Source organism: Pseudoalteromonas sp. CNC9-20 (assembly GCF_022347875.1).
GTDB classification, from domain to species: domain Bacteria; phylum Pseudomonadota; class Gammaproteobacteria; order Enterobacterales; family Alteromonadaceae; genus Pseudoalteromonas; species Pseudoalteromonas ruthenica.
Genome location: NZ_JAKRFS010000009.1, coordinates 1 through 23,420, shown reverse-complemented (window position 1 = coordinate 23,420; position 23,420 = coordinate 1). Strand labels below are relative to the sequence as shown.

General features: G+C 47.3%; 19 protein-coding genes and 1 tRNA gene. 15 read left to right on the top strand and 5 right to left on the bottom strand.

Annotated elements, in window-relative coordinates:
* Window position 1 precedes the first annotated feature (1 nt).
* The 5 genes from cysC to cysG are packed head-to-tail and all read right to left on the bottom strand — an operon-like array spanning window position 2 to window position 6,124.
* On the bottom strand, window positions 2-598 hold the full coding sequence (gene cysC, locus MHM89_RS18030; protein WP_022944300.1) for an adenylyl-sulfate kinase: 597 nt from the start codon (window positions 596-598) through the stop codon (window positions 2-4).
* 15 nt (window positions 599-613) lie between these two features.
* Window positions 614-2,332, bottom strand: a complete 1,719-nt coding sequence (locus tag MHM89_RS18025; protein WP_151173563.1) for an SLC13 family permease — start codon at window positions 2,330-2,332, stop codon at window positions 614-616.
* 3 nt (window positions 2,333-2,335) lie between these two features.
* A complete protein-coding gene (gene cysN / locus MHM89_RS18020) occupies window positions 2,336-3,757 on the bottom strand; it encodes a sulfate adenylyltransferase subunit CysN (RefSeq protein WP_151173562.1) in 1,422 nt (473 codons plus the stop codon).
* Window positions 3,757-4,656 (bottom strand): sulfate adenylyltransferase subunit CysD, encoded by a 900-nt coding sequence (cysD, locus tag MHM89_RS18015; RefSeq protein ID WP_045979801.1) that lies wholly within the window; start codon window positions 4,654-4,656, stop codon window positions 3,757-3,759. Before cysD ends, cysN begins: the two co-directional genes overlap by 1 nt.
* 46 nt (window positions 4,657-4,702) lie before the next feature.
* Entirely contained in the window at window positions 4,703-6,124 is a 1,422-nt protein-coding gene (gene cysG, locus MHM89_RS18010; RefSeq protein ID WP_239409397.1) for a siroheme synthase CysG, read from the bottom strand.
* A 255-nt stretch (window positions 6,125-6,379) separates the two neighbouring features.
* Here cysG and deoC point away from each other — a divergent pair, with 255 nt between their 5' ends.
* From deoC to MHM89_RS17935, 15 genes are all read left to right on the top strand, one after another.
* Window positions 6,380-7,111: a deoxyribose-phosphate aldolase gene (gene deoC / locus MHM89_RS18005; protein WP_239409396.1), complete on the top strand. Its 732-nt coding sequence runs from the start codon at window positions 6,380-6,382 to the stop codon at window positions 7,109-7,111.
* Window positions 7,108-7,617: a hypothetical protein gene (locus MHM89_RS18000; RefSeq protein WP_022944294.1), complete on the top strand. Its 510-nt coding sequence runs from the start codon at window positions 7,108-7,110 to the stop codon at window positions 7,615-7,617. The genes deoC and MHM89_RS18000 overlap by 4 nt, the downstream gene beginning before the upstream one ends.
* A 92-nt stretch (window positions 7,618-7,709) precedes the next feature.
* Window positions 7,710-7,786, top strand: a tRNA-Trp gene (locus MHM89_RS17995).
* Between the two features lie 122 nt (window positions 7,787-7,908).
* Complete coding sequence (gene secE, locus MHM89_RS17990; protein WP_022944293.1) at window positions 7,909-8,286, top strand: preprotein translocase subunit SecE; 378 nt, start codon at window positions 7,909-7,911, stop codon at window positions 8,284-8,286.
* Window positions 8,287-8,290: 4 nt separating this feature from the next.
* Window positions 8,291-8,848, top strand: coding sequence for a transcription termination/antitermination protein NusG (nusG, locus tag MHM89_RS17985; RefSeq protein ID WP_022944292.1), 558 nt, complete (start codon window positions 8,291-8,293; stop codon window positions 8,846-8,848).
* Between the two features lie 179 nt (window positions 8,849-9,027).
* Window positions 9,028-9,456 carry a 50S ribosomal protein L11 gene (rplK, locus tag MHM89_RS17980; RefSeq protein ID WP_022944291.1) on the top strand — a complete coding sequence of 143 codons (429 nt, stop codon included), beginning with the start codon at window positions 9,028-9,030 and terminating at the stop codon, window positions 9,454-9,456.
* A 4-nt stretch (window positions 9,457-9,460) separates the two neighbouring features.
* Window positions 9,461-10,165 carry a 50S ribosomal protein L1 gene (rplA, locus tag MHM89_RS17975; protein WP_022944290.1) on the top strand — a complete coding sequence of 235 codons (705 nt, stop codon included), beginning with the start codon at window positions 9,461-9,463 and terminating at the stop codon, window positions 10,163-10,165.
* A 284-nt stretch (window positions 10,166-10,449) separates the two neighbouring features.
* Complete coding sequence (gene rplJ, locus MHM89_RS17970) at window positions 10,450-10,944, top strand: 50S ribosomal protein L10 (RefSeq protein ID WP_022944289.1); 495 nt, start codon at window positions 10,450-10,452, stop codon at window positions 10,942-10,944.
* An 81-nt stretch (window positions 10,945-11,025) separates the two neighbouring features.
* Window positions 11,026-11,388 (top strand): 50S ribosomal protein L7/L12, encoded by a 363-nt coding sequence (gene rplL, locus MHM89_RS17965; RefSeq protein ID WP_022944288.1) that lies wholly within the window; start codon window positions 11,026-11,028, stop codon window positions 11,386-11,388.
* Between the two features lie 274 nt (window positions 11,389-11,662).
* Window positions 11,663-15,688 carry a DNA-directed RNA polymerase subunit beta gene (gene rpoB / locus MHM89_RS17960; protein ID WP_053911724.1) on the top strand — a complete coding sequence of 1,342 codons (4,026 nt, stop codon included), beginning with the start codon at window positions 11,663-11,665 and terminating at the stop codon, window positions 15,686-15,688.
* 88 nt (window positions 15,689-15,776) lie between these two features.
* Window positions 15,777-19,955, top strand: coding sequence for a DNA-directed RNA polymerase subunit beta' (gene rpoC, locus MHM89_RS17955; protein ID WP_239409395.1), 4,179 nt, complete (start codon window positions 15,777-15,779; stop codon window positions 19,953-19,955).
* Between the two features lie 193 nt (window positions 19,956-20,148).
* Window positions 20,149-20,523, top strand: a complete 375-nt coding sequence (gene rpsL, locus MHM89_RS17950; RefSeq protein WP_022944285.1) for a 30S ribosomal protein S12 — start codon at window positions 20,149-20,151, stop codon at window positions 20,521-20,523.
* A 97-nt stretch (window positions 20,524-20,620) separates the two neighbouring features.
* A complete protein-coding gene (rpsG, locus tag MHM89_RS17945) occupies window positions 20,621-21,091 on the top strand; it encodes a 30S ribosomal protein S7 (RefSeq protein ID WP_022944284.1) in 471 nt (156 codons plus the stop codon).
* A 27-nt stretch (window positions 21,092-21,118) separates the two neighbouring features.
* Entirely contained in the window at window positions 21,119-23,236 is a 2,118-nt protein-coding gene (gene fusA, locus MHM89_RS17940) for an elongation factor G (RefSeq protein WP_239409394.1), read from the top strand.
* Window positions 23,237-23,293: 57 nt separating this feature from the next.
* A partial coding sequence (locus MHM89_RS17935) for a GTP-binding protein (protein ID WP_228553369.1) occupies window positions 23,294-23,420 on the top strand: 127 nt, incomplete at its 3' end.

Genomic DNA, 23,420 nt, shown 5'->3' with positions numbered 1-23,420 from the left:
TCTAGCCTATGATATTTCGGGTACGTAAATGGGCAATGAGCTGGGCGACACATGCTTGTACATCCAACTCAGCGGTATTTAGTGTGAGCTCTGGATGCTGCGGAATTTCATAATCGGAGTCAATGCCTGTAAAGTGGGCAATTTCTCCAGCACGGGCCTTTTTATATAAGCCTTTTGGATCGCGCTGTTCGCAGGTTGCCAATGGCGTATCAAGGTATACCTCAATAAACTCATGCTCTTGCACTAGGTTACGAACCATATCACGCTCAGCTTGAAAGGGAGAAATAAAGGCGGTCAGTACCAACAAACCCGCATCTACCATGAGTTTGGCACTTTCGCCGACACGGCGGATATTTTCCTTACGATCAGCATCGCTAAATCCTAAATCACCACACAAACCATGGCGAACATTATCACCATCCAGTAAGTAAGTATGATGGCCTAAATGATAAAGCGCTGACTCTAAGGCTCCGGCAATGGTGCTTTTTCCTGAGCCTGAAAAGCCAGTAAACCAAATAATGCAACTTTTATGCTTGTTAAGCTGTTGGCGCTTGGCTTTATCGACACCATGGTGGTGCCACACAATGTTTTCGTCCATTTCTCGGTCTCGATATTAAAACGGAAAGACATAAGTAATGAGGCTGAGCACTACCACCGCATAGGCGATAGACATGATCACGCCTATGCGGGCAAAATCGGCAAAGCGATACTGCCCCGCATTCATTACAATCATATTAGTTTGATAACTATAAGGGCTTATAAATGCGGCACTAGCGCCATAAGCAACAGCCATGGCAAAGGGCATCAAATTCACCTCCAAGGAGCTGGCTAAGCCATAGGCCAATGGAAACATCAGCGCCGCAGCGGCATTATTGGTGATGAGCTCAGTCATCACCACGGTGATCACATACACCACTATAAGCGCGACAAACGGTGTGAGTGCGCTGTAGCCAGCCAACCATTGTTGTAAGGCTTGCTCTGCTCCGGAGCCACTGAAAGCGTGAGCTAAGCCCAGTGCTGAGGCAATAATAATGACTAACTCAAAAGGAAAGCGCCTTTTGAGCTCTTGACCATCAAGCACCTTAGCGGCTAACAGCAAGGCAATAAACAGCAATAGCCCTTGCACTAAGGCAATCGTCCCCGTCGCCGCCAGGGCGATAACAGCGGCAAACCCTGCCAATAAAGTGGCTTCACTTTTACGGCCATAGGTTTTATCAACCTCATGTTCACTGACGAAGTAAAAGTTTTTATCTAGGTTAGAGCGATTATGAAAATCATGACCGACTGCGAGCATAAAGCGGTCGCCCGGGCGGATTGTCACTTCGCCAAGCTTACCGGAGAGGCGCTCACCATTGCGGTGAATAGCCACAACAGCGGCGTCGAACTTCGCACGAAAGCCCGTTGCCTTTAAGGTTCGTCCCACAAGTGTTGAGGTGTGTGTGACAATCACTTCTTGTAGGTTCGAGCTCAATAGTCCATTGCTGTCGGCAAATAAAGTTAAGCCTGGGATGCGCTGTAAGGCGGCGACGCTGTGCACATGACCGGTAAAAATAAGCTTATCGCCAGCCCGCACTTTATTCTCTGGCCGTACGGGGCTTATCAACCGTCGCTCGCGGACAATCTCAACCAGAAACAGGCCATCAAGATCACGTAAGCCATTTTTTTCTATGGTTTTACCAATGAGTGGTGAGTCTGCATTGACCTTTGCTTCAAGGAGATACTCTTTGTGCTCACCTTCTACCCTTGGGTAGTTTGGCAGTAGTCGCCGACACAAAATCAGCACGGCTATTCCACTTAAGGTGACTGCGATACCTATGGGTAAAAAGCTAAACATGGCGAGGTTGAAGCCGTCATACTGTTGCGTAAAGCTATTCACAATGAGGTTTGTTGAGGTACCAATAAGCGTGGTCGTCCCTCCTAAAATGGCTGCATAGGATAGCGGGATAAGTAGCTTAGAAGGTGCGTGATACTTATTGCGAGTAAGGGGCCCCACCAATGAAGCGACTACGGCGGTGTTATTCAAAAAAGCCGAGGCGGCAGCGGTCACGGTGCTTACTTTAACAATACTGGCTCGCAATGATGGGCTCACTATACCTTTAGCAACGTGCTGTAACAGCGACGTGCGTTCCAAGGCGATAGACACCAACATCAACAACACCAGAGTGACTAAACCAGTATTAGTAAAGTTGCCAAGTAATGTTGGGGTATCAATATACCCCAACACATAGCAGCCTAATAATGCAGCGAAAAAGAGTGTTGCTGGGCGTACATGAGTCAGTACCAACCCGGCAAACAACGCGACTATAATCGCTGCATAAAAGACCACATCCATCGTTTATTTCAACTTGCTAATATCGATCGCTTGCCAATGCGGGAAGTGCTTACGTACTAAGGCATTGAACTCGATTTCAAAATCGCTGTACTGAGCGTTATGCTGAGACGTTTGAGCCGCTAGCACTTGCTCGACCATTCCCGCTCCCACGGTCAGGTTACTGAGACGATCAATAAGAATAAAGGCGCCGGTTTCGCGGTTATCACGATAAATATCGGCCATCATCGGCTCGGTCAACTCCAACGTGACGATGGCAATTTCGTTGAGCTGTAAGCTCTCAGCTTGACCCTTTTCTAGCGTGTTGACGTCAATGGTGTGGTCAATGCGTGACACCACCGCTGCGGTTTTTTTAGTACCTAGCTTGAAATTATAGGTTTTACCCAGCTCTAAGGGTTGCTCGTGCATCCATACCAATTTTGCTTGCAATTGGTTGGTTGCTTGCGCACTTGAGTGCGCAGGCACAATGACATCCCCACGGCTTACGTCAATTTCATCGTTCAAAGTCATAGTGATAGCTTGACCTGCCTCAGCATGATCAAGGTGACCATTGAAAGTGACCAGCTCCTTGACGCTGGATATTTTACCTGAAGGCAACACTTTTACGGCATCACCAACTTTAAATTGTCCTGACGTAATGGTTCCTTGGAAGCCCCTAAAGTCAAGGTTCGGACGTACTACATATTGCACCGGTAACCGTGGCTCAAAGCCGTTATCGGTCGCTGCTGCAGGCGAGTCTTCTAACAGCTCTAGTAGCGGTTTGTCGGTGTAGTAAGGAGTATGCTCTGAGCGGGTAACCACGTTATCGCCTTTAAGCGCCGACATTGGTACGAACTTAATGTCTTTAACATTAAGTTGCTCAGCAAATTTTAAATAGTCCGCCTTAATTTTTTCATAAACAGTTTCATCAAAGTCGACAATATCCATTTTGTTAATCGCGACTACGAACTGTTCAATGCCTAGTGAGTCACAGATAAAGCTGTGGCGTTTGGTTTGCACTTGCACGCCATAGCGAGCATCAACCAGAATGACAGCAAGATCGCTGGTTGATGCACCCGTTACCATGTTGCGGGTGTACTGTTCATGCCCTGGAGTGTCGGCAATGATGAACTTACGCTTGGCGGTAGAGAAGTAACGATAGGCCACGTCAATGGTAATACCTTGCTCACGCTCAGCTTGCAAGCCATCGACTAACAGCGCTAAATCAAGCTCTTCACCCGCATTCCCGACTTTCTCATTGTCTTTATGCAGTGCGGCTAACTGATCTTCATAGATTTGGTGACTATCATGTAGCAAACGACCAATTAAGGTTGATTTACCGTCATCGACACTGCCACAGGTTAATAAACGCAATAAACTTTTGTCTTGTTGACGTGCTAGATAGGCTTCGATGCCTAGCTCTTTGACTTCATTAGCAGTTGCTGACATTAGAAATACCCCTCACGCTTTTTCTTCTCCATAGACCCTGCTGAATCATGGTCAATGACCCGACCCTCACGCTCTGATGAGGTTGATAGCAGCATCTCCTCGATGATCCCCGTTAGTGAGTCAGCCGTCGACTCGACTGCTCCAGTCAGAGGGTAGCAGCCTAAGGTACGGAAACGGACCGACTTCATTTGTGGCTGTTCACCTTCATTAAGAGGCATACGTTCATCGTCCACCATGATTAGGGTGCCGTCACGTTCGACCACCGGACGCTCTTTTGCTAGGTACAGTGGCACAATCTCGATGTTTTCTTGGTAGATATATTGCCAAATATCCAGCTCAGTCCAATTTGAAAGTGGGAATACACGAATACTTTCACCTTGGTTTACTTCACCATTGAAAGTGCTCCATAGTTCTGGACGCTGGTTTTTTGGGTCCCATCTGTGATGCTTGTCACGGAATGAATAAACTCGCTCTTTGGCACGCGATTTCTCTTCATCACGGCGAGCGCCACCGAAGGCGGCGTCGAACCCGTATTGATTCAAAGCTTGTTTCAAACCTTGAGTCTTCATTATGTCAGTGTGCTTGGCCGAACCGTGCTCAAAGGGGCTGATATTCATTGCCAAGCCCTCAGGGTTTTTATGCACTAGCAAGTCAAAGCCATATTCTTTGGCCATGCGATCGCGAAAGGCAATCATTTCCCGAAACTTCCAGTTGGTGTCTACATGCAGCAAAGGGAAGGGGATCTTGGCTGGATAAAACGCCTTACGTGCTAAATGGAGTAACACCGATGAGTCTTTACCAATGGAGTAAAGCATCACCGGGTTGTCAAACTCAGCCGCAACCTCGCGGATGATTTTGATACTTTCAGCCTCAAGTTGCTGAAGATGGGTTAAAGCCATAGCTTCCGTCCTACTAATTTCTAGATAAACCTGTTAATACCAAGGGTTAGGCCACATCAGTGAGAGGCTGAGCAAAACTGCTAGTTTGCGTTGTTTTACCGAACCACGCAAGTTGCTGATGTAGCGAAGCGACCTCGCCAATTATTAATAACGCTGGGGATTGAACCGCATGTGTTTCAATCAGTTCGCTGAGCTGCGCCAGCTGCCCGGTGATTACACGCTGCTCTTTGCGCGTGCCATTTTCTACTATCGCCACAGGAGTAGTAGCACTGCGCCCATGAGCCAGCAGCTGGCTTTGAATATGCGGTGACTTAATCACACCCATATAGATAGCCAAAGTTTGATTGGGTTTAGCCAAAGAGGGCCAATCCAGTTCTTGACCATCTTTTTTGCAGTGCCCGGTGACAAATTGGATGGCCTGAGCATGGTCGCGATGTGTCAGCGGGATACCCGCATAGGCGCTGCACCCTGCTGCTGCAGTGATGCCTGGTACAATTTGATAGCTTACACCGTGACTGGCCAGCACCTGTACTTCCTCACCACCACGACCATAAATAAAGGGGTCACCGCCCTTAATGCGGCAGACCTTCTTGCCTTGTTGTGCTAATTCAACCAACAATTCGTTGGTGCGCTCTTGAGGTACGCTGTGATCGCCTGCGCGTTTGCCGACACAGATGAGTTCGGCATCACGACGCACCAGCTCCATAATTTCATCTGATACTAAGTAGTCATATACCACCACATCGGCTTGCTGCATCAATTGCAGAGCTTTGAGGGTCAATAACTCAGGGTCGCCAGGGCCTGCGCCAACCACATACACTTCGCCTTGAGGTGGTAGGTTGTCATCAAGCATAGTCGTGAGCTCGTCACTGGCTTGTTCGATGTTGCCTTTTTGCACGGTGCTTACGACATTGGAATCAAACACCCGTTCCCAAAATTGACGGCGATCATCAAAGCTTGTAAAACGTTGCTTTACTTGTTTTCGGAAACTACCTACCAATTTGGCCAATGCGCCTATATGCTGAGGAATTAACGTTTCCAACTTTTCCCGTAGTCGGCGAGCCAATACCGGCGCAGTTCCTGCACTGGAAATAGCGATGGTGATTGGATCTCTATCCACGATAGAGGGGAAAATAAACCGGCATTTAGGTTGATCGTCGACAACATTGACGAAAATATTATGCTGTTCAGCGGCTTCGAATACTTGGGTATTTACGGTATCGTTATCAGTAGCAGCAATAATCAACATATAGCCAAGCACTTGCTCTGGCTGAAAATAAGCTCGTTGCAACGTTAATTTTTGCTGCTTTGCAAGGGCTTCAAGTTCAGCGCAAAACTCAGGTGCAATAACCGTAACTTTAGCGCGTGCTTTGAGGAAAGCTTGTGACTTACGCAGTGCGACCTCGCCGCCGCCGATCACGAGTACCGGCTTGTCATCAAGTTTTGTAAAAATGGGTAAATATTGCACCGCGCACCACCTAATTTGTTAACACCGAAAGCGACAATGTTTTATTGAGCTTGGAGAATGCAAGGATATAGGCAGCATTAACGGTTAAAAAATAATTTGTTCCAAGCTTATATATCTAAAAGTTATATGCCGACTTGTGAAATGGCTTAAGGCAATGAAAATCAATATTAAGGCGCTATTTTAAGTAGATTAAAGTGATAAAATTGAAAGCGATAACGGCGATATAATCACTAAGCGCAGGACCAGGAGATGACCATGAGTGACGTTCACGATGCGCAGTTAGCGCTCGCTTGTTTAGATTACACCCGACTGCAAGAGCACGACAGTGAGGATGCAATGTGTCAATTCGTGGCGCAAATTAATACCGCTTATGCACTGCCTGCAGCGCTGTGCGTCTACCCACAATGGTTGCAGCTAACCCGTCGCGAGCTCGATAATCGCAACTTACAACAACTTCCGTTGGCCACAGTGACCAACTTTCCAACTGGTGACGAGGATTTGACCACTGTTTTGGCGCAGACGCGCGAAGCGCTGCAATTAGGCACCAATGAAATTGACTTGGTGCTACCTTATCGAGCGTTGCAGCAGGGCGACGAGCAAAAAGCTTTGGATTATGTACGTCAAAGCCGTGAACTCTGTGCCAATAAAGCGAAGCTAAAGGTGATTATTGAAAGTGGCGAATTGAGCTTGTCGCAAGTACGTATTGCCAGTCGCATTGCCATAGCCGGCGGCGCCGACTTTATTAAAACCAGCACCGGGAAAGTGGCGATCAACGCGACGCCAGAGGCCGTCGCGGTGATTTTTGACGAAGTTGCGAACAGTGAACGAGCAGTGGGTGTTAAAGTCTCTGGTGGCGTAAAAAACCTAAGCCAAGCGCAGTTATATCTGGATATGGCGGTAAACACTATGGGTGGAGCATGGTTGACGCCTTTTAACTTTCGTTTCGGGGCATCATCATTACTGGGTGAGTTGTACAAAGTGTTATGAGTGACAGTGAAGCGGAAAAAATAGCGCTAGAGCATGATGCTGCGCGACGCTTTCTGCGCGCCTATGAGCGCTATTATCATATTCCGATGCGCCATATTTGGCACAATCAACCAGCGAAGCCCGATGTCAGTTGCTACATGGAAAGTGAGCGCTTAGATATAGAGATTGCGCATTTGTATGCCAACGAGCATGAAGCGATGGCCGTGCTTGGTCGACCTTTGAGCCTTGATATACAACGCCAACTGGCGCAGTTGGCACTAAACCCAGATACAGAGCAGCTGCGCTATGCACTCTCTAAACTACTCAGTGCCAAGGCCGCCAAACGTTATGACAGCAAGCGCGTATGGCTGCTAATTCGTAATGCTAGCACGCTTTGGCATCATCAAGACTTTCTTGAAGTAAAGCCGCAGTTGGTCCTTGCCCCTGGTCATCCATTCGAACAAATTTGGCTATTAACCGACTGGCAAGGCACGCATGAGCCATTACAGCTTTACAGCGCTAAATAAATCACAGCCACTACCTCTAAATTAATTTTCGGTGGCCTTTGTTTTGCTCTTGTTTTAGCGTCACTGGTCAGTATAATGGGCATCCACTTTGCAGGGGCGTAGTTCCAATTGGTAGAACAGCGGTCTCCAAAACCGACGGTTGGGAGTTCGAATCTCTCCGCCCCTGCCACTTTTCACAGACAAGTCTAAGTCTAAAAATCTGTTTTAAAGCATGTTTTTAAGGTTAGATTTGGATAGATTTACCCTGTCGTGTGACGGGGTTGTTGTGTCTGTATTTAAGGTATTAGGATTATGAGTGCAAATGTAGAAAACTCGTCAAGCCCGATGGACTTGGTAAAATGGCTTATCGCCATTGCGTTGCTGGCAGCAGCAGTAGTAGGCAACACCATGTATGGTGAAGAGTCTGCGTTAATTCGAGCTATTGGCGTGGTTGCTGCAATCGCCGTTGCCCTGGGTATTGCGGCAACGACAGGCAAAGGTCGCTCCTTCATCTCGTTTGCGAAAGAAGCTCGCATCGAAGTACGCAAAGTTGTTTGGCCAACACGCCAAGAAACCACACACACAACATTTATCGTGATGATCGCGACAGTGATTATGGCGCTTATCTTGTGGGGATTGGACGGAATTTTATTCCGCCTAGTGGGCTTTTTAACTGGATTGGAGATCTAATCCCATGACGGATGAGAACAAAGAAAAGAAATTACGTTGGTATGTAATCCAGGCTTTCTCAGGTTTTGAGAAGCGTGTTGCGCAAACCATCAAAGAGCACATCAAAATCCAAGGCCTTGAAGATAGCTTTGGAGAGGTGTTGGTGCCAACTGAAGAAGTAGTGGAAATGCGCGCCGGTCAAAAGCGCAAATCAGAACGTAAATTTTTCCCAGGTTACGTACTGGTAGAAATGGACATGAATGATGAGAGCTGGCACCTAGTGAACAGCACCCCTCGCGTGATGGGTTTCATTGGTGGTACTTCTGATCGTCCAGCACCAATCAGCAAGCGCGAAGCCGACCGCATTCTTAATCGTCTCGAAGAAAATGCTGAAGCGCCGAAGCCAGCCACCTTGTTTGAAGCAGGTGAAGTGGTTCGTGTTATTGATGGCCCATTTGCTGATTTCAACGGTGTGGTTGAAGAAGTGGATTACGAGAAAAGCCGCTTGAAAGTATCAGTACTTATCTTCGGTCGTTCTACCCCTGTTGAACTTGAATTTGGTCAGGTTGAACAAGACAAGTAAGTTGCTCGTAAAACACGCAAACTAATGTTGAAAAAGGCCGCTGACTAACTTATAATCAGCGGCCTTTTTGTAGCAGCTGAAAATGCTGGCTGCAAAATAGGTTTTTTATTAATTGGGAAGCCGTTTGAGTACGCGTCCTCGCGCGCACGAGGCTAAGACCCACCTAACGAGGTATAATCATGGCTAAAAAAGTTGAAGCTTTAATCAAGCTACAAGTTGCTGCTGGTATGGCTAACCCTAGTCCACCAGTAGGTCCTGCTCTAGGTCAACACGGTGTAAACATCATGGAATTCTGTAAAGCGTTCAACGCTCGTACAGAGTCTCTAGAGAAAGGCGCTCCGGTTCCTGTAATCATCTCTGTTTACAATGACCGTTCTTTCACGTTTGACATGAAAACGCCACCTGCTGCTTACCTACTTAAGAAAGCTGCAGGCATTAAGTCTGGTTCAGGCCGTCCTAACACTGAAAAAGTGGGTACAGTTACTCGTGCTCAACTTGAAGAGATCGTTGAGATGAAGAAACCTGACCTTACAGCGGCTGATATGGACGCTGCGGTACGCACTATCGCAGGTTCTGCGCGTGCAATGGGCTTGAACGTAGAGGACTAAGATAATGGCAAAATTAACTAAACGTATGCGTACTATCCGCGAAAAAGTGGATGTCACTAAAGATTACGAAATCAACGAAGCTGTTGCACTTCTAAAAGAGCTAGCAACTGCTAAGTTCGTTGAAAGTGTTGACGTTGCTGTTAACCTTGGTATCGATGCACGTAAATCTGACCAAAACGTACGTGGTGCGACTGTACTTCCAAATGGTACTGGTCGTGACGTTCGCGTTGCTGTATTCACTTCAGGTGCTAATGCAGACGCAGCTAAAGAAGCTGGCGCGGATATCGTAGGTATGGAAGATCTTGCTGACAAAGTAAAAGCTGGCGAGATGGACTTTGACGTTGTTGTTGCTTCTCCAGATGCAATGCGCGTTGTTGGTCAACTAGGTCAAATCCTAGGTCCACGTGGTCTTATGCCTAACCCTAAAACTGGTACTGTAACACCTAATGTTGCTGAAGCAGTTAAAAACGCGAAAGCGGGTCAGGTTCGTTACCGCAACGACAAGAACGGTATCGTTCACTCTACCATTGGTAAAGTTGACTTCACTGCTGAACAGCTACAACAAAACCTTGAGTCTCTTATCGTAGCGCTTAAGAAGGCTAAGCCTTCACAAGCAAAAGGTACTTACATCAAGAAAGTAAGCATCTCGACTACTATGGGCGCAGGTGTTGCTGTTGACCAAAACTCACTAAGCACGCAAGTAGCGTAATTTAGGAGTTTACGTGGCGCGATTTTTATACTATAATTTCGCGCCATTTTGTTGAGTATTGAACTCAACAATCAACGAATTCGGGTTGAAGCCAACGTTGTTGGCTTCCGTCCAAGACCGTAGGTGCAGTCACGTATTGCTTAATTTCCTACGTAGACGGTGTGAATCCCAGCTAGATTTTTCCTAATCTTCTGGCTCTCGCCGTAACAAGCAGCTCCGTCATGATGATGGAGTAGAGTAAAACTGAGGTATTTCGGTATCTCACTGAACCAGGAGTAACACCCATGGCTTTAAATCTTCAAGACAAAAAAGCAATTGTTGCTGAAGTCAACGAAGCTGCCAAAGGTGCTCTATCTGCAGTAGTTGCAGATTCTCGTGGTGTAACTGTTGACGCTATCACTTCACTTCGTAAAGAAGCTCGTGAAGCAGGTGTATGGATGAAAGTCGTTCGTAACACTCTAGCTAAACGCGCTATCGAAGGGACTGATTACGAGTGTCTTAACGATTCACTAGTAGGCCCTAGCCTAATCGCTTTCTCTTCTGAGCACCCAGGTGCTGCAGCGCGTATCTTCACAGATTTCGCAAAGAGTAACGAAGCATTTGAGCTTAAAACGGCTGTATTTGACGGTGAAATCGTAGATGTAGATATGCTAGCTAAGCTACCTACATACGACGAAGCAGTTGCACGTCTAATGAGCGCTATGAAAGAAGCTTCTGCAGGCAAGTTGGCAAAAACTCTTGCTGCAGTTCGCGACCAGAAACAAGAACAAGCTGCTTAATTTTTATTTATAAGCTATTGTTCTTTATCGGTGTAATGAATTTAATGAACCCTCGGGTTCGAGAATATTAGGAAATTTATAATGTCTGTAACTAAAGACCAAATCCTTGACGCTATTGCTGAAATGTCAGTAATGGAAGTTGTTGAACTAGTTGAAGCAATGGAAGAAAAATTCGGCGTAACTGCAGCTGCTGCTGTTGTTGCTGCGGGTCCTGCTGAAGCTGCTGAAGAGAAGACTGAGTTCGACGTAATCCTAGCTGGCGCTGGCGGTAACAAAGTTGCTGCTATCAAAGCGGTACGTGGCGCAACAGGTCTTGGCCTTAAAGAAGCTAAAGCACTTGTTGAATCAGCTCCTGCACCTATCAAAGAAGGTGTTTCTAAGGAAGAAGCTGAAGCACTTAAGAAAGATCTTGAAGAAGCTGGTGCTGAAGTTGAGATCAAGTAATCTAGCGTATGCTAGGTTCGCTGCCTGAGTAATCAGGCAAGGGCTGGTGATTATTTAATCACCGGCCCTTTTGCGCTATAGAGCGAAAATTTGCTCCAGGGTGCTCTAAACCTAAATTTCACTTTTATTTTCAATTGGTTATGCAACTTCATTGGCAATAGCAGTGACATTTAGGAACAACAATTCTAAATGTTGTAAATATTGGCATAGATGCCAGTTATGTCTGTTCTTACAAGAACAGGTAGGGTCAAAGATCAGCAAGCTGAGGAACCCCATGGCTTACTCTTATTCTGAAAAGAAACGTATCCGTAAGGATTTTGGTAAACGTCCACAGGTTTTGGACGTACCTTTCTTACTGCAAATGCAGTTAGAATCGTTTAAAAAATTCTTAACTCCGGACGCTGACGGCGATTTCGGTTTGGAAGCTGCCTTCCGCTCCGTTTTCCCGATTAAAAGCTATTCGGGCAACTCTGAGCTTCAATACGTAAGTTATCGTATTGGTGAGCCAGTGTTCGATGTTAAAGAATGTCAAATCCGCGGTGTGACTTATTCTGCTCCACTTCGCGTAAAACTTCGTCTTGTGCTTATGGACAAAGAAGCACCCGGCACAGTTAAAGACATCAAAGAGCAAGAAGTTTACATGGGCGAAATTCCGCTCATGACTGACACAGGTACCTTTGTTATCAATGGTACTGAGCGTGTTATCGTTTCTCAGCTACACCGTTCACCTGGTGTATTCTTTGATAACGACCGCGGTAAAACGCACTCCTCTGGTAAGGTGCTTTATAACGCTCGCGTTATTCCTTACCGTGGTTCATGGCTCGACTTTGAATTCGACGCTAAAGATAATCTCTACGTACGTATCGACCGTCGCCGTAAGTTGCCGTCGTCGATCATTTTGCGCGCACTTGATTACTCAACAGAAGAAATTCTTAATATCTTCTTTGAAACCACTACCTTTGAGGTGAGTGACGGTAAAGTTCTTATGGAGCTTGTGCCTGCGCGTCTACGTGGTGAAACCGCAGCCTTTGACATTAAAGGCGAAGATGGCGAAGTCTTGGTAGAACAAGGCCGTCGTATTACTGCGCGTCACATCAAGAGCATCGAGAAAAAAGGCATCAAGCAGCTAGAAGTACCGCATGAGTATGTCATCGGTCGAGTATTAGCGAAAAACTATGTTGATGAGTCAACAGGTGAAGTAATCGCCAATGCCAACGATGAACTATCGCTTGAGCTAATGGCTGAGCTTGTTAAAGCAGGTCACACCGAAATTGCTACTTTATATATCAATGAAGTAGACAGTGGCTCTTACATGTCAGATACCGTTCGTATCGACTCAACTACAAATCGCCTTGAGGCCTTAGTAGAAATCTACCGCATGATGCGCCCAGGTGAGCCGCCGACAAAAGAAGCTGCAGAAGCGCTATTTGAAAACTTATTCTTTACCGATGAGCGCTATGATCTATCAACCGTAGGTCGTATGAAGTTCAACAGCCGCGTTGGTTATGACACCGACGAAGGCCCAGGTACTTTGTCTAAAGAAGACATCGTTGCCGTGATGAAAGTGCTTATCGATATCCGTAACGGTAAAGGCGATGTTGATGACATCGACCACCTTGGTAACCGTCGTATCCGCTCTGTAGGCGAAATGGCAGAAAACCAATTCCGTGTCGGTCTAGTTCGTGTTGAGCGTGCTGTACGTGAGCGTCTAAGCCTTGGTGACCTTGATGCCATCATGCCGCAAGACCTTATCAACGCCAAGCCAATTTCGGCAGCGGTGAAAGAGTTCTTTGGTTCATCACAGCTTTCTCAATTTATGGACCAAAACAACCCGCTATCAGAAGTTACGCACAAGCGTCGTATTTCTGCATTAGGTCCGGGTGGTCTTACGCGTGAGCGTGCAGGCTTCGAGGTACGTGACGTACACGTAACGCACTACGGTCGCGTATGTCCAATCGAAACGCCTGAAGGTCCAAACATCGGTCTAATTAACTCGTTGTCTACGTATGCACGTACCAATGACTTTGGTTTCCTAGAAACACCTTACCGTAAAGTGGTTGATGGTGCGGTTACCGACGAGGTTGATTACCTTTCTGCTATCGAAGAAGGTCAGTTCGTTATTGCTCAGGCAAATGCTGACTTAAACGATGACAACGGATTTGTAGAAGAACTGATTACTTGCCGTCACAAAGGTGAGTCGACCTTGATGCCGCGCGATGACATCCAGTATATGGACGTTTCGCCACAACAGGTTATTTCAGTCGCTGCTGCGCTTATCCCATTCCTAGAGCACGATGATGCGAACCGTGCATTGATGGGATCGAACATGCAACGTCAGGCTGTACCGACACTACGTGCTGATAAGCCACTAGTAGGTACAGGTATCGAACTTACACTTGCGAAAGACTCAGGTGTAACTATCGTTGCTAAGCGTGGTGGTGTGGTTGATTACGCTGATGCGAGCCGTATCGTTATCAACGTAAATGAAGATGAGCGTGTACCTGGCGAAGCGGGTATCGACATCTACAACCTAACTAAGTACACCCGTTCTAACCAGAACACCTGTATTAACCAAAAGCCAACTTGTATGGTTGGTGAGCCAATTGTACGTGGTGACGTACTTGCTGATGGTCCGTCAACAGACCTTGGCGACTTGGCGTTAGGTCAAAACTTACGCGTGGCATTCATGCCTTGGAATGGTTACAACTTCGAGGATTCAATCCTCCTTTCAGAGAATGTTGTAAAAGAAGATCGTCTAACGACTATCCACATCCAAGAGCTTCAGTGTATTGCTCGTGATACTAAGCTTGGGCCGGAAGAAATCACCGCTGATATCCCGAACGTGGGTGAGTCTGCACTGGGCAAGCTAGATGAGTCTGGCGTTGTTTACATCGGTGCAGAAGTGAAAGGCGGCGACATTTTAGTAGGTAAAGTAACACCTAAAGGTGAAACTCAGCTTACGCCAGAAGAGAAGCTACTGCGTGCCATCTTTGGTGAGAAAGCGTCTGACGTTAAAGACAGCTCGCTACGTGTACCAAACTCAGTGTCAGGTACCGTGATCGACGTACAAGTCTTCACCCGTGACGGTGTAGAAAAAGACAAACGTGCGCTTGAAATCGAAGAAATGCAGCTTCGTGAAGCGAAGAAAGACTTCAACGAAGAGTTCAAGATCCTTGAAGAAGGTGTGTTAAGCCGTGCTCGTGGTCTATTGACCGGCGCAGGCATGGATGCAGCCAGCCTAGAAGGCCTCGCTGCTGATAAGCTATTAACACAAAGCCTAGCTGATGAAGGCAAGCAAGCAGAACTTGAGCAACTAGCAGCGCAGTACGATGAGCTTAAAGCTGAGTACGATAAGAAGTTTGAAACGAAACGTCGCAAGATCACTCAAGGTGATGACTTAGCGCCAGGCGTATTGAAGATTGTGAAGGTTTACCTCGCGGTTAAACGTCGCATCCAGCCAGGTGATAAGATGGCGGGTCGTCACGGTAACAAAGGTGTTATCTCGACTATCGTACCTGTAGAAGACATGCCTTACGATGAGAAAGGCCGTACCGTTGATATCGTATTGAACCCGCTGGGCGTACCATCGCGTATGAACATCGGTCAGATCCTAGAGACTCACATGGGTCTTGCGGCACGCGGTATCGGTGAGCGTATTGAAGAAATGATGAAAGAGCAGCGTGAGCTTCACGAACTGCGTGAATTCATCAAGAAAGCTTACGAACTGGGGGAATGTCGCCAGCAAGTAGACATCGCTAGCTTCTCTGATGACGAAGTTCGTCGCCTAGCAGAGAATCTAAAAGGCGGTCTACCGATTGCTACTCCTGCATTTGACGGTGCTCGCGAAAGCGAAATCAAGGAAATGTTGGAGCTCGGTGGTTACCCATCAAGCGGTCAGGTAACGCTGTATGATGGTCGTACTGGCGATCAGTTTGAGCGTCAAGTAACGGTTGGTTACATGTACATGCTGAAACTGAACCACCTTGTTGATGACAAGATGCACGCGCGTTCTACTGGCTCATACAGCCTAGTAACGCAGCAGCCGCTAGGTGGTAAAGCACAGTTCGGTGGTCAGCGCTTCGGTGAGATGGAAGTCTGGGCACTAGAAGCGTACGGCGCGGCTTATACCCTGCAAGAGATGTTGACTGTGAAGTCGGATGATGTGAATGGTCGTACTAAGATGTATAAGAACATCGTTGACGGTAACCACAAGATGGAACCGGGTATGCCAGAATCATTCAACGTATTGTTGAAAGAAATCCGTTCACTCGGTATCAACATCGAGCTGGAAGAAGAATAAGCCGGTCGGGCGCAAGGCGCCCAAACCTGCGAACAAATAAATGGGCGGCTTGCCGCCCTCGAGATTAACCTCCGACAGGAGAGCTAAGGTGAAAGACTTACTTAAGTTTCTGAAGCAACAAAATAAGACCGAAGAATTCGATGCAATTCGCATTGGTCTTGCTTCGCCGGACATGGTGCGTTCATGGTCATATGGTGAAGTAAAGAAACCTGAGACCATTAACTACCGTACTTTCAAGCCTGAGCGTGACGGCTTATTCTGTGCCCGTATTTTCGGCCCAGTGAAAGATTACGAGTGTTTGTGTGGTAAATACAAGCGCTTGAAGCACCGTGGTGTTATTTGTGAAAAGTGTGGCGTTGAAGTAACGCTAACCAAAGTGCGTCGTGACCGTATGGGTCACATTGAGCTGGCAAGCCCAGTGGCACACATTTGGTTCCTAAAATCACTGCCATCGCGTATCGGCCTAATGCTTGATATGACGCTTCGTGACATCGAGCGTGTGCTGTACTTCGAATCATTCGTGGTAACCGAACCTGGTATGACGACGCTTGAGCGTGGTCAGCTTTTAGGTGAAGAAGAGTACCTTGATGCTCTTGAAGAGCACGGTGATGAATTTGAAGCGAAGATGGGTGCAGAAGCTGTACTTGATCTTCTTAAAGAACTCGACCTAGGTCAGCTGATTGCAGAAATGCGCGAAGAGCTACCAACTATCAACTCTGAAACTAAGCGTAAGAAAATTACCAAGCGTTTGAAGTTGATGGAATCATTCCACCAGTCAGGTAACAACCCTGAGTGGATGGTAATGAGCGTTCTTCCAGTGCTGCCACCTGATCTACGTCCACTTGTACCACTAGACGGCGGTCGTTTTGCGACGTCAGATCTAAACGACCTTTATCGTCGTGTGATCAACCGTAACAACCGTTTGAAGCGTCTTCTCGATTTAGCCGCGCCAGACATCATCGTACGCAACGAAAAGCGTATGCTGCAAGAAGCGGTCGATGCGCTCCTTGATAACGGTCGTCGTGGTCGTGCTATTACCGGTTCTAACAAGCGTCCACTTAAGTCGCTTGCAGACATGATCAAAGGTAAGCAAGGTCGTTTCCGCCAAAACCTTCTTGGTAAGCGTGTTGACTACTCAGGCCGTTCTGTAATTACCGTAGGTCCTACACTGAAACTACACCAGTGTGGTCTGCCTAAGAAAATGGCTCTTGAGCTATTCAAGCCTTTCATCTACGGCAAACTTGAGCGCCGTGGTATGGCGACAACCATCAAAGCTGCGAAGAAGATGGTTGAGCGCGAAGTACCAGAGGTTTGGGACGTACTAGACGAAGTTATTCGTGAACACCCAGTGCTACTTAACCGTGCACCAACCCTTCACCGTTTGGGTATCCAGGCGTTTGAGCCGGTACTTATCGAAGGTAAAGCGATTCACCTGCACCCATTGGTGTGTGCGGCGTATAATGCTGACTTCGACGGTGACCAAATGGCAGTTCACGTACCATTAACGCTAGAAGCGCAGCTAGAAGCACGCGCGTTGATGATGTCAACCAACAACATTCTTTCGCCTGCGAACGGTGAGCCAATCATCGTACCTTCACAGGACGTTGTTTTGGGTCTTTACTACATGACCCGTGACCGCATTAATGCCAAAGGTGAAGGCCTGGTATTTAAAGACGCGAAAGAAGCTGAAAAAGCCTATCGTACTGGTACTGCCGAGCTACATGCCCGAGTAAAAGTACGGATGACAGAAACAGTAATCGAAGAAGACGGCAGCACTGAAGAAGTGACCGGCGTTATCGATACCACTGTCGGTCGTGCTATTTTCTCGTTGATCATGCCTAAAGGCTTACCTTTCTCACTGGTTAACCGTGCGTTAGGTAAGAAGCAAATCTCCGGTATGCTTAATGAGTGTTACCGTCGTCTAGGCTTGAAAGACACCGTAGTGTTTGCTGACCAAGTGATGTACACCGGTTTCCACTATGCGATGAAATCGGGTGTATCAATCGGCATCAACGACATGGAAATCCCACCAGTTAAAACCGAGATCATCGATGCAGCGGAAGCTGAGGTTGCCGAAATCAACCAACAGTTCCAGTCTGGTCTTGTAACAGCGGGTGAGAAGTACAACAAAGTTATCGATATTTGGTCACGTGTGAACGAAAACTTATCACGCGAAATGATGGCGAACTTATCGAAAGACACTGTCGTCAATGCTGAAGGTAACGAAGAAGAGCAAGACTCATTCAACTCAGTGTTTATGATGGCCGACTCGGGCGCACGGGGTAGTGCCGCTCAGATTCGTCAGCTAGCGGGTATGCGTGGTCTAATGGCTCGTCCAGATGGTTCAATCATCGAAACGCCAATTACCGCGAACTTCCGTGAAGGTCTAAACGTACTTCAGTACTTCATCTCAACGCACGGTGCGCGTAAAGGTCTTGCCGATACCGCATTGAAGACAGCGAACTCGGGTTACCTAACGCGTCGTCTCGTAGACGTAGCGCAAGACTTGGTAATCAATGAGAGCGACTGTGGCACGGAAGATGGTCTAACTATGAAGCCACTCATTGAAGGTGGTGACGTGGTGGAGCCGCTACGCGAGCGTGTACTAGGCCGTGTAGTTGCTGAAGACGTACTTAAGCCAGGCACTGAGGAAGTGTTGGTTGAGCGTAACATCATGCTTGACGAGAAGCTGTGTGACCTACTTGAAGAGCACTCAGTGGATGAAGTACGTGTTCGTTCTGTTATCACCTGTGACAATGACTTTGGTGTATGTGCTAAATGTTACGGTCGTGACTTGGCTCGTGGCCATATCATCAACCCAGGTGAAGCGGTCGGTGTTATTGCAGCACAGTCAATCGGTGAGCCAGGTACACAGCTTACCATGCGTACCTTCCACATCGGTGGTGCAGCATCGCGGGCATCTGCAGAAAACAGCGTACAAGTTAAAAACAACGGTCGTCTGAAACTTCACAATGCGAAATATGTGTTGAATTCAGAAGGCAAGATCGTTATCACTTCACGTTCTACCGAGATCACCATCATTGATGAGCATGGTCGTGAGAAAGAGCGTTATAAAGTACCTTACGGTGCAGTGTTAACGGTACAAGATGGTGCCGAAGTGAAAGGCAACGACATCGTAGCGATGTGGGACCCGCACAGTCACCCAATCATCATCGAGCACGAGTCAAAAGTATCGTTCAGCGATATCGATGACTCTAACACCGAAGCTCAGACCGACGAGTTGACTGGTCTAACGCGTGTGGTTGTTAAAGACCTCGCTAAGGTGAATGCGAAAGAGCCTAAGCTTATCATTGAGAATGAAGAGCGCGGCCTGCAAGAGATTCGCCTACCGTCATTCACCACCATTGAGGTGAGCGATGGCGCTACGGTGAACCCAGGTGATGTGCTTGCACGTATCCCGCAAGAAGGTTCGAAAACTCGTGATATTACCGGTGGTCTACCACGTGTTGCTGACCTATTCGAAGCGCGTAAGCCGAAAGACCCAGCTATCCTAGCGGAGATCTCAGGTACGGTAAGCTTTGGTAAAGAAACCAAAGGTAAGAAGCGTCTTGTAATCACCCCAGCGGAAGGTGATGCATACGAAGAGATGATTCCAAAGTGGCGCCAGCTTAACGTGTTCGAAGGTGAGACAGTGAGCAAAGGTGAAGTAATCGCCGATGGTCCAGAGTCTCCACATGATATCCTTCGTCTACGTGGTGTGACCGATGTTGCTAACTACATCGTTAATGAAGTGCAAGACGTTTACCGTCTGCAAGGTGTAAAGATTAACGATAAGCACATCGAAACTGTTATTCGTCAGATGCTACGTAAATGTATCATCCTTGACGGTGGCGACACTGAATTCCTAGCCGGTGAACAGGTTGAAGTTGCACGCGTAAGCATCGCAAACCGTGAACTTGAGGCCGAAGGTAAGATCCCAGCGAAGTATGAAATTCAGCTAATGGGTATTACCAAAGCGTCATTGGCAACCGAATCATTCATTTCAGCAGCCTCGTTCCAGGAGACCACACGTGTCCTAACTGAAGCCGCTGTAAATGGTAAGAGCGATGAACTTCGCGGTCTGAAAGAGAACGTAATTGTGGGTCGTTTGATCCCAGCCGGTACTGGCTTTGCGTATCACCAAGATCGTCAAAATCGTCGCAAACAGAATGCAGAGGAACTGCTTGAGCCAACAGTAAGTGCCGAGGAAGCAACCCAAGCACTGACTGATGCGCTTAATGCAGATTTGTCTGGTGACCAAGACTAAGGTTACTTAATTTCATAATTAAGTCACGCTGAGGGCGGTATAATACCGCTCTCGGCGTTGTTTTGGTTGACAGGCTAAACTTTGCTCATTAAAATTCCGCCACCCTTTTACTCGCTGGTGTTATCGCAGTGTGTAAATTGGGCGGAATTTTTAATTTCAGTAGTAACTTTAATTTTTCATCAGGAGCTATTTGATGGCAACTATTAACCAGCTAGTGCGCAAGCCACGTCGCAGCAAGGTTACAACTAGTAACTCAGCCGCGCTTAAGGCATGTCCACAAAAGCGTGGTGTATGTACTCGTGTATATACCACTACTCCTAAGAAACCAAACTCGGCTCTACGTAAAGTAGCCCGTGTTCGTCTAACGAACGGTTTCGAAGTAACATCTTACATCGGTGGTGAAGGCCACAACCTTCAAGAGCACAGTGTAATCCTTATCCGTGGTGGTCGTGTTAAAGACTTACCAGGTGTACGTTTCCACACTGTTCGCGGTGCACTTGACTGTGCCGGCGTAAATGACCGTAAACAAGGTCGTTCTAAGTACGGTGCAAAACGTCCTAAGGGCTAATGGTTCTCCGTTAGTAAGGCCAAGCACTTAAGTTTTAATAAATATTAGTTTTGGGAATCTGTTCAAAAAACAGACCTGAAGAAATCGGAGAGATAAAATGCCTAGAAGACGCGTAATAGGTCAACGTAAAATTCTTCCAGATCCTAAGTTCGGATCAGAATTACTTGCAAAGTTCGTCAACGTAGTAATGCTTGACGGCAAAAAGTCTACTGCTGAAAACATTGTATATGGTGCGCTAGACGTGGCTGCTGAGAAATCAGGCAAACCGCACCTAGAAATCTTTGAATCTGCACTTGAAAACGTTCGCCCACAGGTAGAGGTTAAATCTCGCCGTGTAGGTGGTTCAACGTACCAAGTACCGGTTGAAGTTCGTCCAGTTCGCCGCAACGCACTAGGTATGCGTTGGTTGGTTGAAGCTGCACGTAAGCGTGGTGAAAAATCTATGGGCCTTCGTCTGGCTCAAGAGATGATCGACGCAGCTGATAACAAAGGCACTGCGGTTAAGAAACGTGAAGACGTTCACCGTATGGCTGAAGCGAACAAAGCATTCGCTCATTACCGTTGGTAATCTGTCCTTAACCTTTAAGAGGATTATATGGCACGTACAACTCCAATTGAGCGCTACCGCAATATCGGTATTTGTGCTCACGTAGATGCAGGTAAAACCACCACGACGGAACGTGTACTTTTTTACACGGGCCTATCTCACAAAATTGGTGAGGTACACGATGGTGCTGCAACTATGGACTGGATGGAGCAAGAGCAGGAGCGTGGTATTACTATCACGTCTGCTGCGACCACTTGTTTCTGGAAAGGGATGGACGCGCAATTTGACGACCATCGCATCAATATCATCGATACTCCAGGGCACGTAGACTTCACTATTGAAGTTGAGCGCTCACTACGAGTACTTGATGGTGCTGTTGTCGTGCTTTGTGCTTCATCAGGTGTACAGCCACAGACAGAAACAGTCTGGCGTCAGGCCAATAAATACGAAGTTCCACGCATGATCTTCGTAAATAAAATGGACCGTATTGGCGCCGACTTTTTGTCGGTTGTAGATCAGGTGAAAACCCGTCTGGGTGCAACTCCTGTTCCGATTCAGCTGCCTATTGGCGCTGAAGAAGACTTTAAAGGTGTAATCGATCTTATCAAGATGAAAGCCATCAACTGGAACGAAGCAGACCAGGGGATGTCATTCACGTTTGAGGAGATCCCGGCAGAGCTTCAAGACCAAGCCGAAGAATACCGCTCACTACTCGTTGAAGCGGCGGCTGAGGCCAATGAAGAGCTAATGGACAAATATTTAGAAGAAGGTGAGCTCAGCGAAGCTGAGGTCAAGCAAGGCCTTCGTGCCCGTACTCTAAGCAATGAAATTGTGCTGATGAGCTGCGGCAGTGCGTTCAAGAACAAAGGCGTACAAGCGATGCTTGATGCCGTGATTGAATACATGCCTTCACCTACCGAAGTTAAACCGATTCAAGGTGTTCTTGATGATGGCGAGACTGAAGACACGCGTCCAGCAGATGACAAAGCGCCTTTCTCAGCATTGGCCTTTAAAATTGCTACCGACCCGTTCGTAGGCACGCTAACCTTCTTCCGTGTGTACTCAGGCACAGTTGCCCAGGGTGACACGGTATATAACCCAGTTAAATCAAAGCGTGAGCGCTTCGGTCGTATCGTCCAGATGCACTCAAACTCACGTGAAGAGATCAAAGAAGTTCGTGCCGGCGATATCGCCGCTGCGATTGGTCTCAAAGACGTAACAACAGGTGATACCCTGTGTGACGGGAATGCAATCATTACGCTAGAGCGTATGGAATTCCCAGAGCCGGTGATCTCTGTTGCGGTAGAGCCAAAAACCAAGGCAGACCAGGAAAAGATGGGTATCGCGCTAGGTAAACTAGCGGCAGAAGATCCTTCTTTCCGCGTACAAACAGACGAAGAATCTGGCCAGACTATTATCTCTGGTATGGGTGAATTACACCTCGATATTATCGTCGACCGTATGAAGCGTGAATTCAAAGTTGAATGTAACGTTGGTAAACCTCAGGTTGCCTACCGTGAGGCGATTCGTTCAGCCGTTAAGGTTGAGGGTAAGTTTGTTCGTCAATCGGGTGGTCGTGGCCAATATGGTCATGTTTGGGTCAAACTTGAACCGCTTGATATTAGCGATGAAGAAGCACCAACATTCGAGTTCGTTAACGAAATCGTTGGTGGTACTGTACCGAAGGAATATATTCCAGCGGTAGAAAAAGGTCTCCACGAGCAGATGGAGCAAGGTGTTCTTGCTGGTTATCCGCTTCTGGGCGTTAAAGCGACGTTATTCGATGGCTCGTTCCACGATGTCGACTCCAACGAAATGGCCTTTAAGATCGCAGGTGCAATGGCAATGCGTAACGGCGCGCTTGAAGCGAACCCCGTGTTGTTAGAGCCTATCATGAAGGTAGAAGTGATCACTCCTGAAGCAAACATGGGTGATGTTGTAGGCGACCTAAACCGTCGTCGCGGTATGATCGAAGGAATGGAAGAGGCACCAGGCGGCTTAAAACAAGTGAACGCCGAAGTACCACTTTCAGAAATGTTCGGTTATGCAACTGACTTACGATCAGCTACACAAGGTCGTGCCTCGTACTCGATGGAATTCCTCAAGTACGCAGAAGCGGCTAAAAATGTAGCTGATGGAATTATTGCAGCTCGCGCTGTTAAGTAATTTGAGTTCGGTCCGATCTTCGGGTCGGACTTTAATTTCTTTATAGGAATTTTGAAAATGGCAAAAGAAAAGTTTGAACGTTCGAAACCGCACGTAAACGTAGGTACAATCGGCCACGTTGACCACGGTAAAACAACTCTAACTGCAGCGATCACTAACGTACTAGCAAAAGTATACGGTGGTG

What these genes read in the sequence shown, in the direction of transcription:
- rpsL (WP_022944285.1), top strand. Translation starts at nt 20,149, where the DNA reads ATGGCAACTATTAACCAGCTAGTGCGCAAGCCACGTCGCAGCAAGGTT.
- MHM89_RS18025 (WP_151173563.1), bottom strand. Translation starts at nt 2,332, where the DNA reads ATGGATGTGGTCTTTTATGCAGCGATTATAGTCGCGTTGTTTGCCGGG.
- cysC (WP_022944300.1), bottom strand. Translation starts at nt 598, where the DNA reads ATGGACGAAAACATTGTGTGGCACCACCATGGTGTCGATAAAGCCAAG.
- rpoB (WP_053911724.1), top strand. Translation starts at nt 11,663, where the DNA reads ATGGCTTACTCTTATTCTGAAAAGAAACGTATCCGTAAGGATTTTGGT.
- cysD (WP_045979801.1), bottom strand. Translation starts at nt 4,656, where the DNA reads ATGGCTTTAACCCATCTTCAGCAACTTGAGGCTGAAAGTATCAAAATC.
- rplK (WP_022944291.1), top strand. Translation starts at nt 9,028, where the DNA reads ATGGCTAAAAAAGTTGAAGCTTTAATCAAGCTACAAGTTGCTGCTGGT.
- cysN (WP_151173562.1), bottom strand. Translation starts at nt 3,757, where the DNA reads ATGTCAGCAACTGCTAATGAAGTCAAAGAGCTAGGCATCGAAGCCTAT.
- nusG (WP_022944292.1), top strand. Translation starts at nt 8,291, where the DNA reads ATGACGGATGAGAACAAAGAAAAGAAATTACGTTGGTATGTAATCCAG.
- MHM89_RS18000 (WP_022944294.1), top strand. Translation starts at nt 7,108, where the DNA reads ATGAGTGACAGTGAAGCGGAAAAAATAGCGCTAGAGCATGATGCTGCG.
- rplL (WP_022944288.1), top strand. Translation starts at nt 11,026, where the DNA reads ATGTCTGTAACTAAAGACCAAATCCTTGACGCTATTGCTGAAATGTCA.
- deoC (WP_239409396.1), top strand. Translation starts at nt 6,380, where the DNA reads ATGAGTGACGTTCACGATGCGCAGTTAGCGCTCGCTTGTTTAGATTAC.
- rplJ (WP_022944289.1), top strand. Translation starts at nt 10,450, where the DNA reads ATGGCTTTAAATCTTCAAGACAAAAAAGCAATTGTTGCTGAAGTCAAC.
- fusA (WP_239409394.1), top strand. Translation starts at nt 21,119, where the DNA reads ATGGCACGTACAACTCCAATTGAGCGCTACCGCAATATCGGTATTTGT.
- rpsG (WP_022944284.1), top strand. Translation starts at nt 20,621, where the DNA reads ATGCCTAGAAGACGCGTAATAGGTCAACGTAAAATTCTTCCAGATCCT.
- secE (WP_022944293.1), top strand. Translation starts at nt 7,909, where the DNA reads ATGAGTGCAAATGTAGAAAACTCGTCAAGCCCGATGGACTTGGTAAAA.
- rplA (WP_022944290.1), top strand. Translation starts at nt 9,461, where the DNA reads ATGGCAAAATTAACTAAACGTATGCGTACTATCCGCGAAAAAGTGGAT.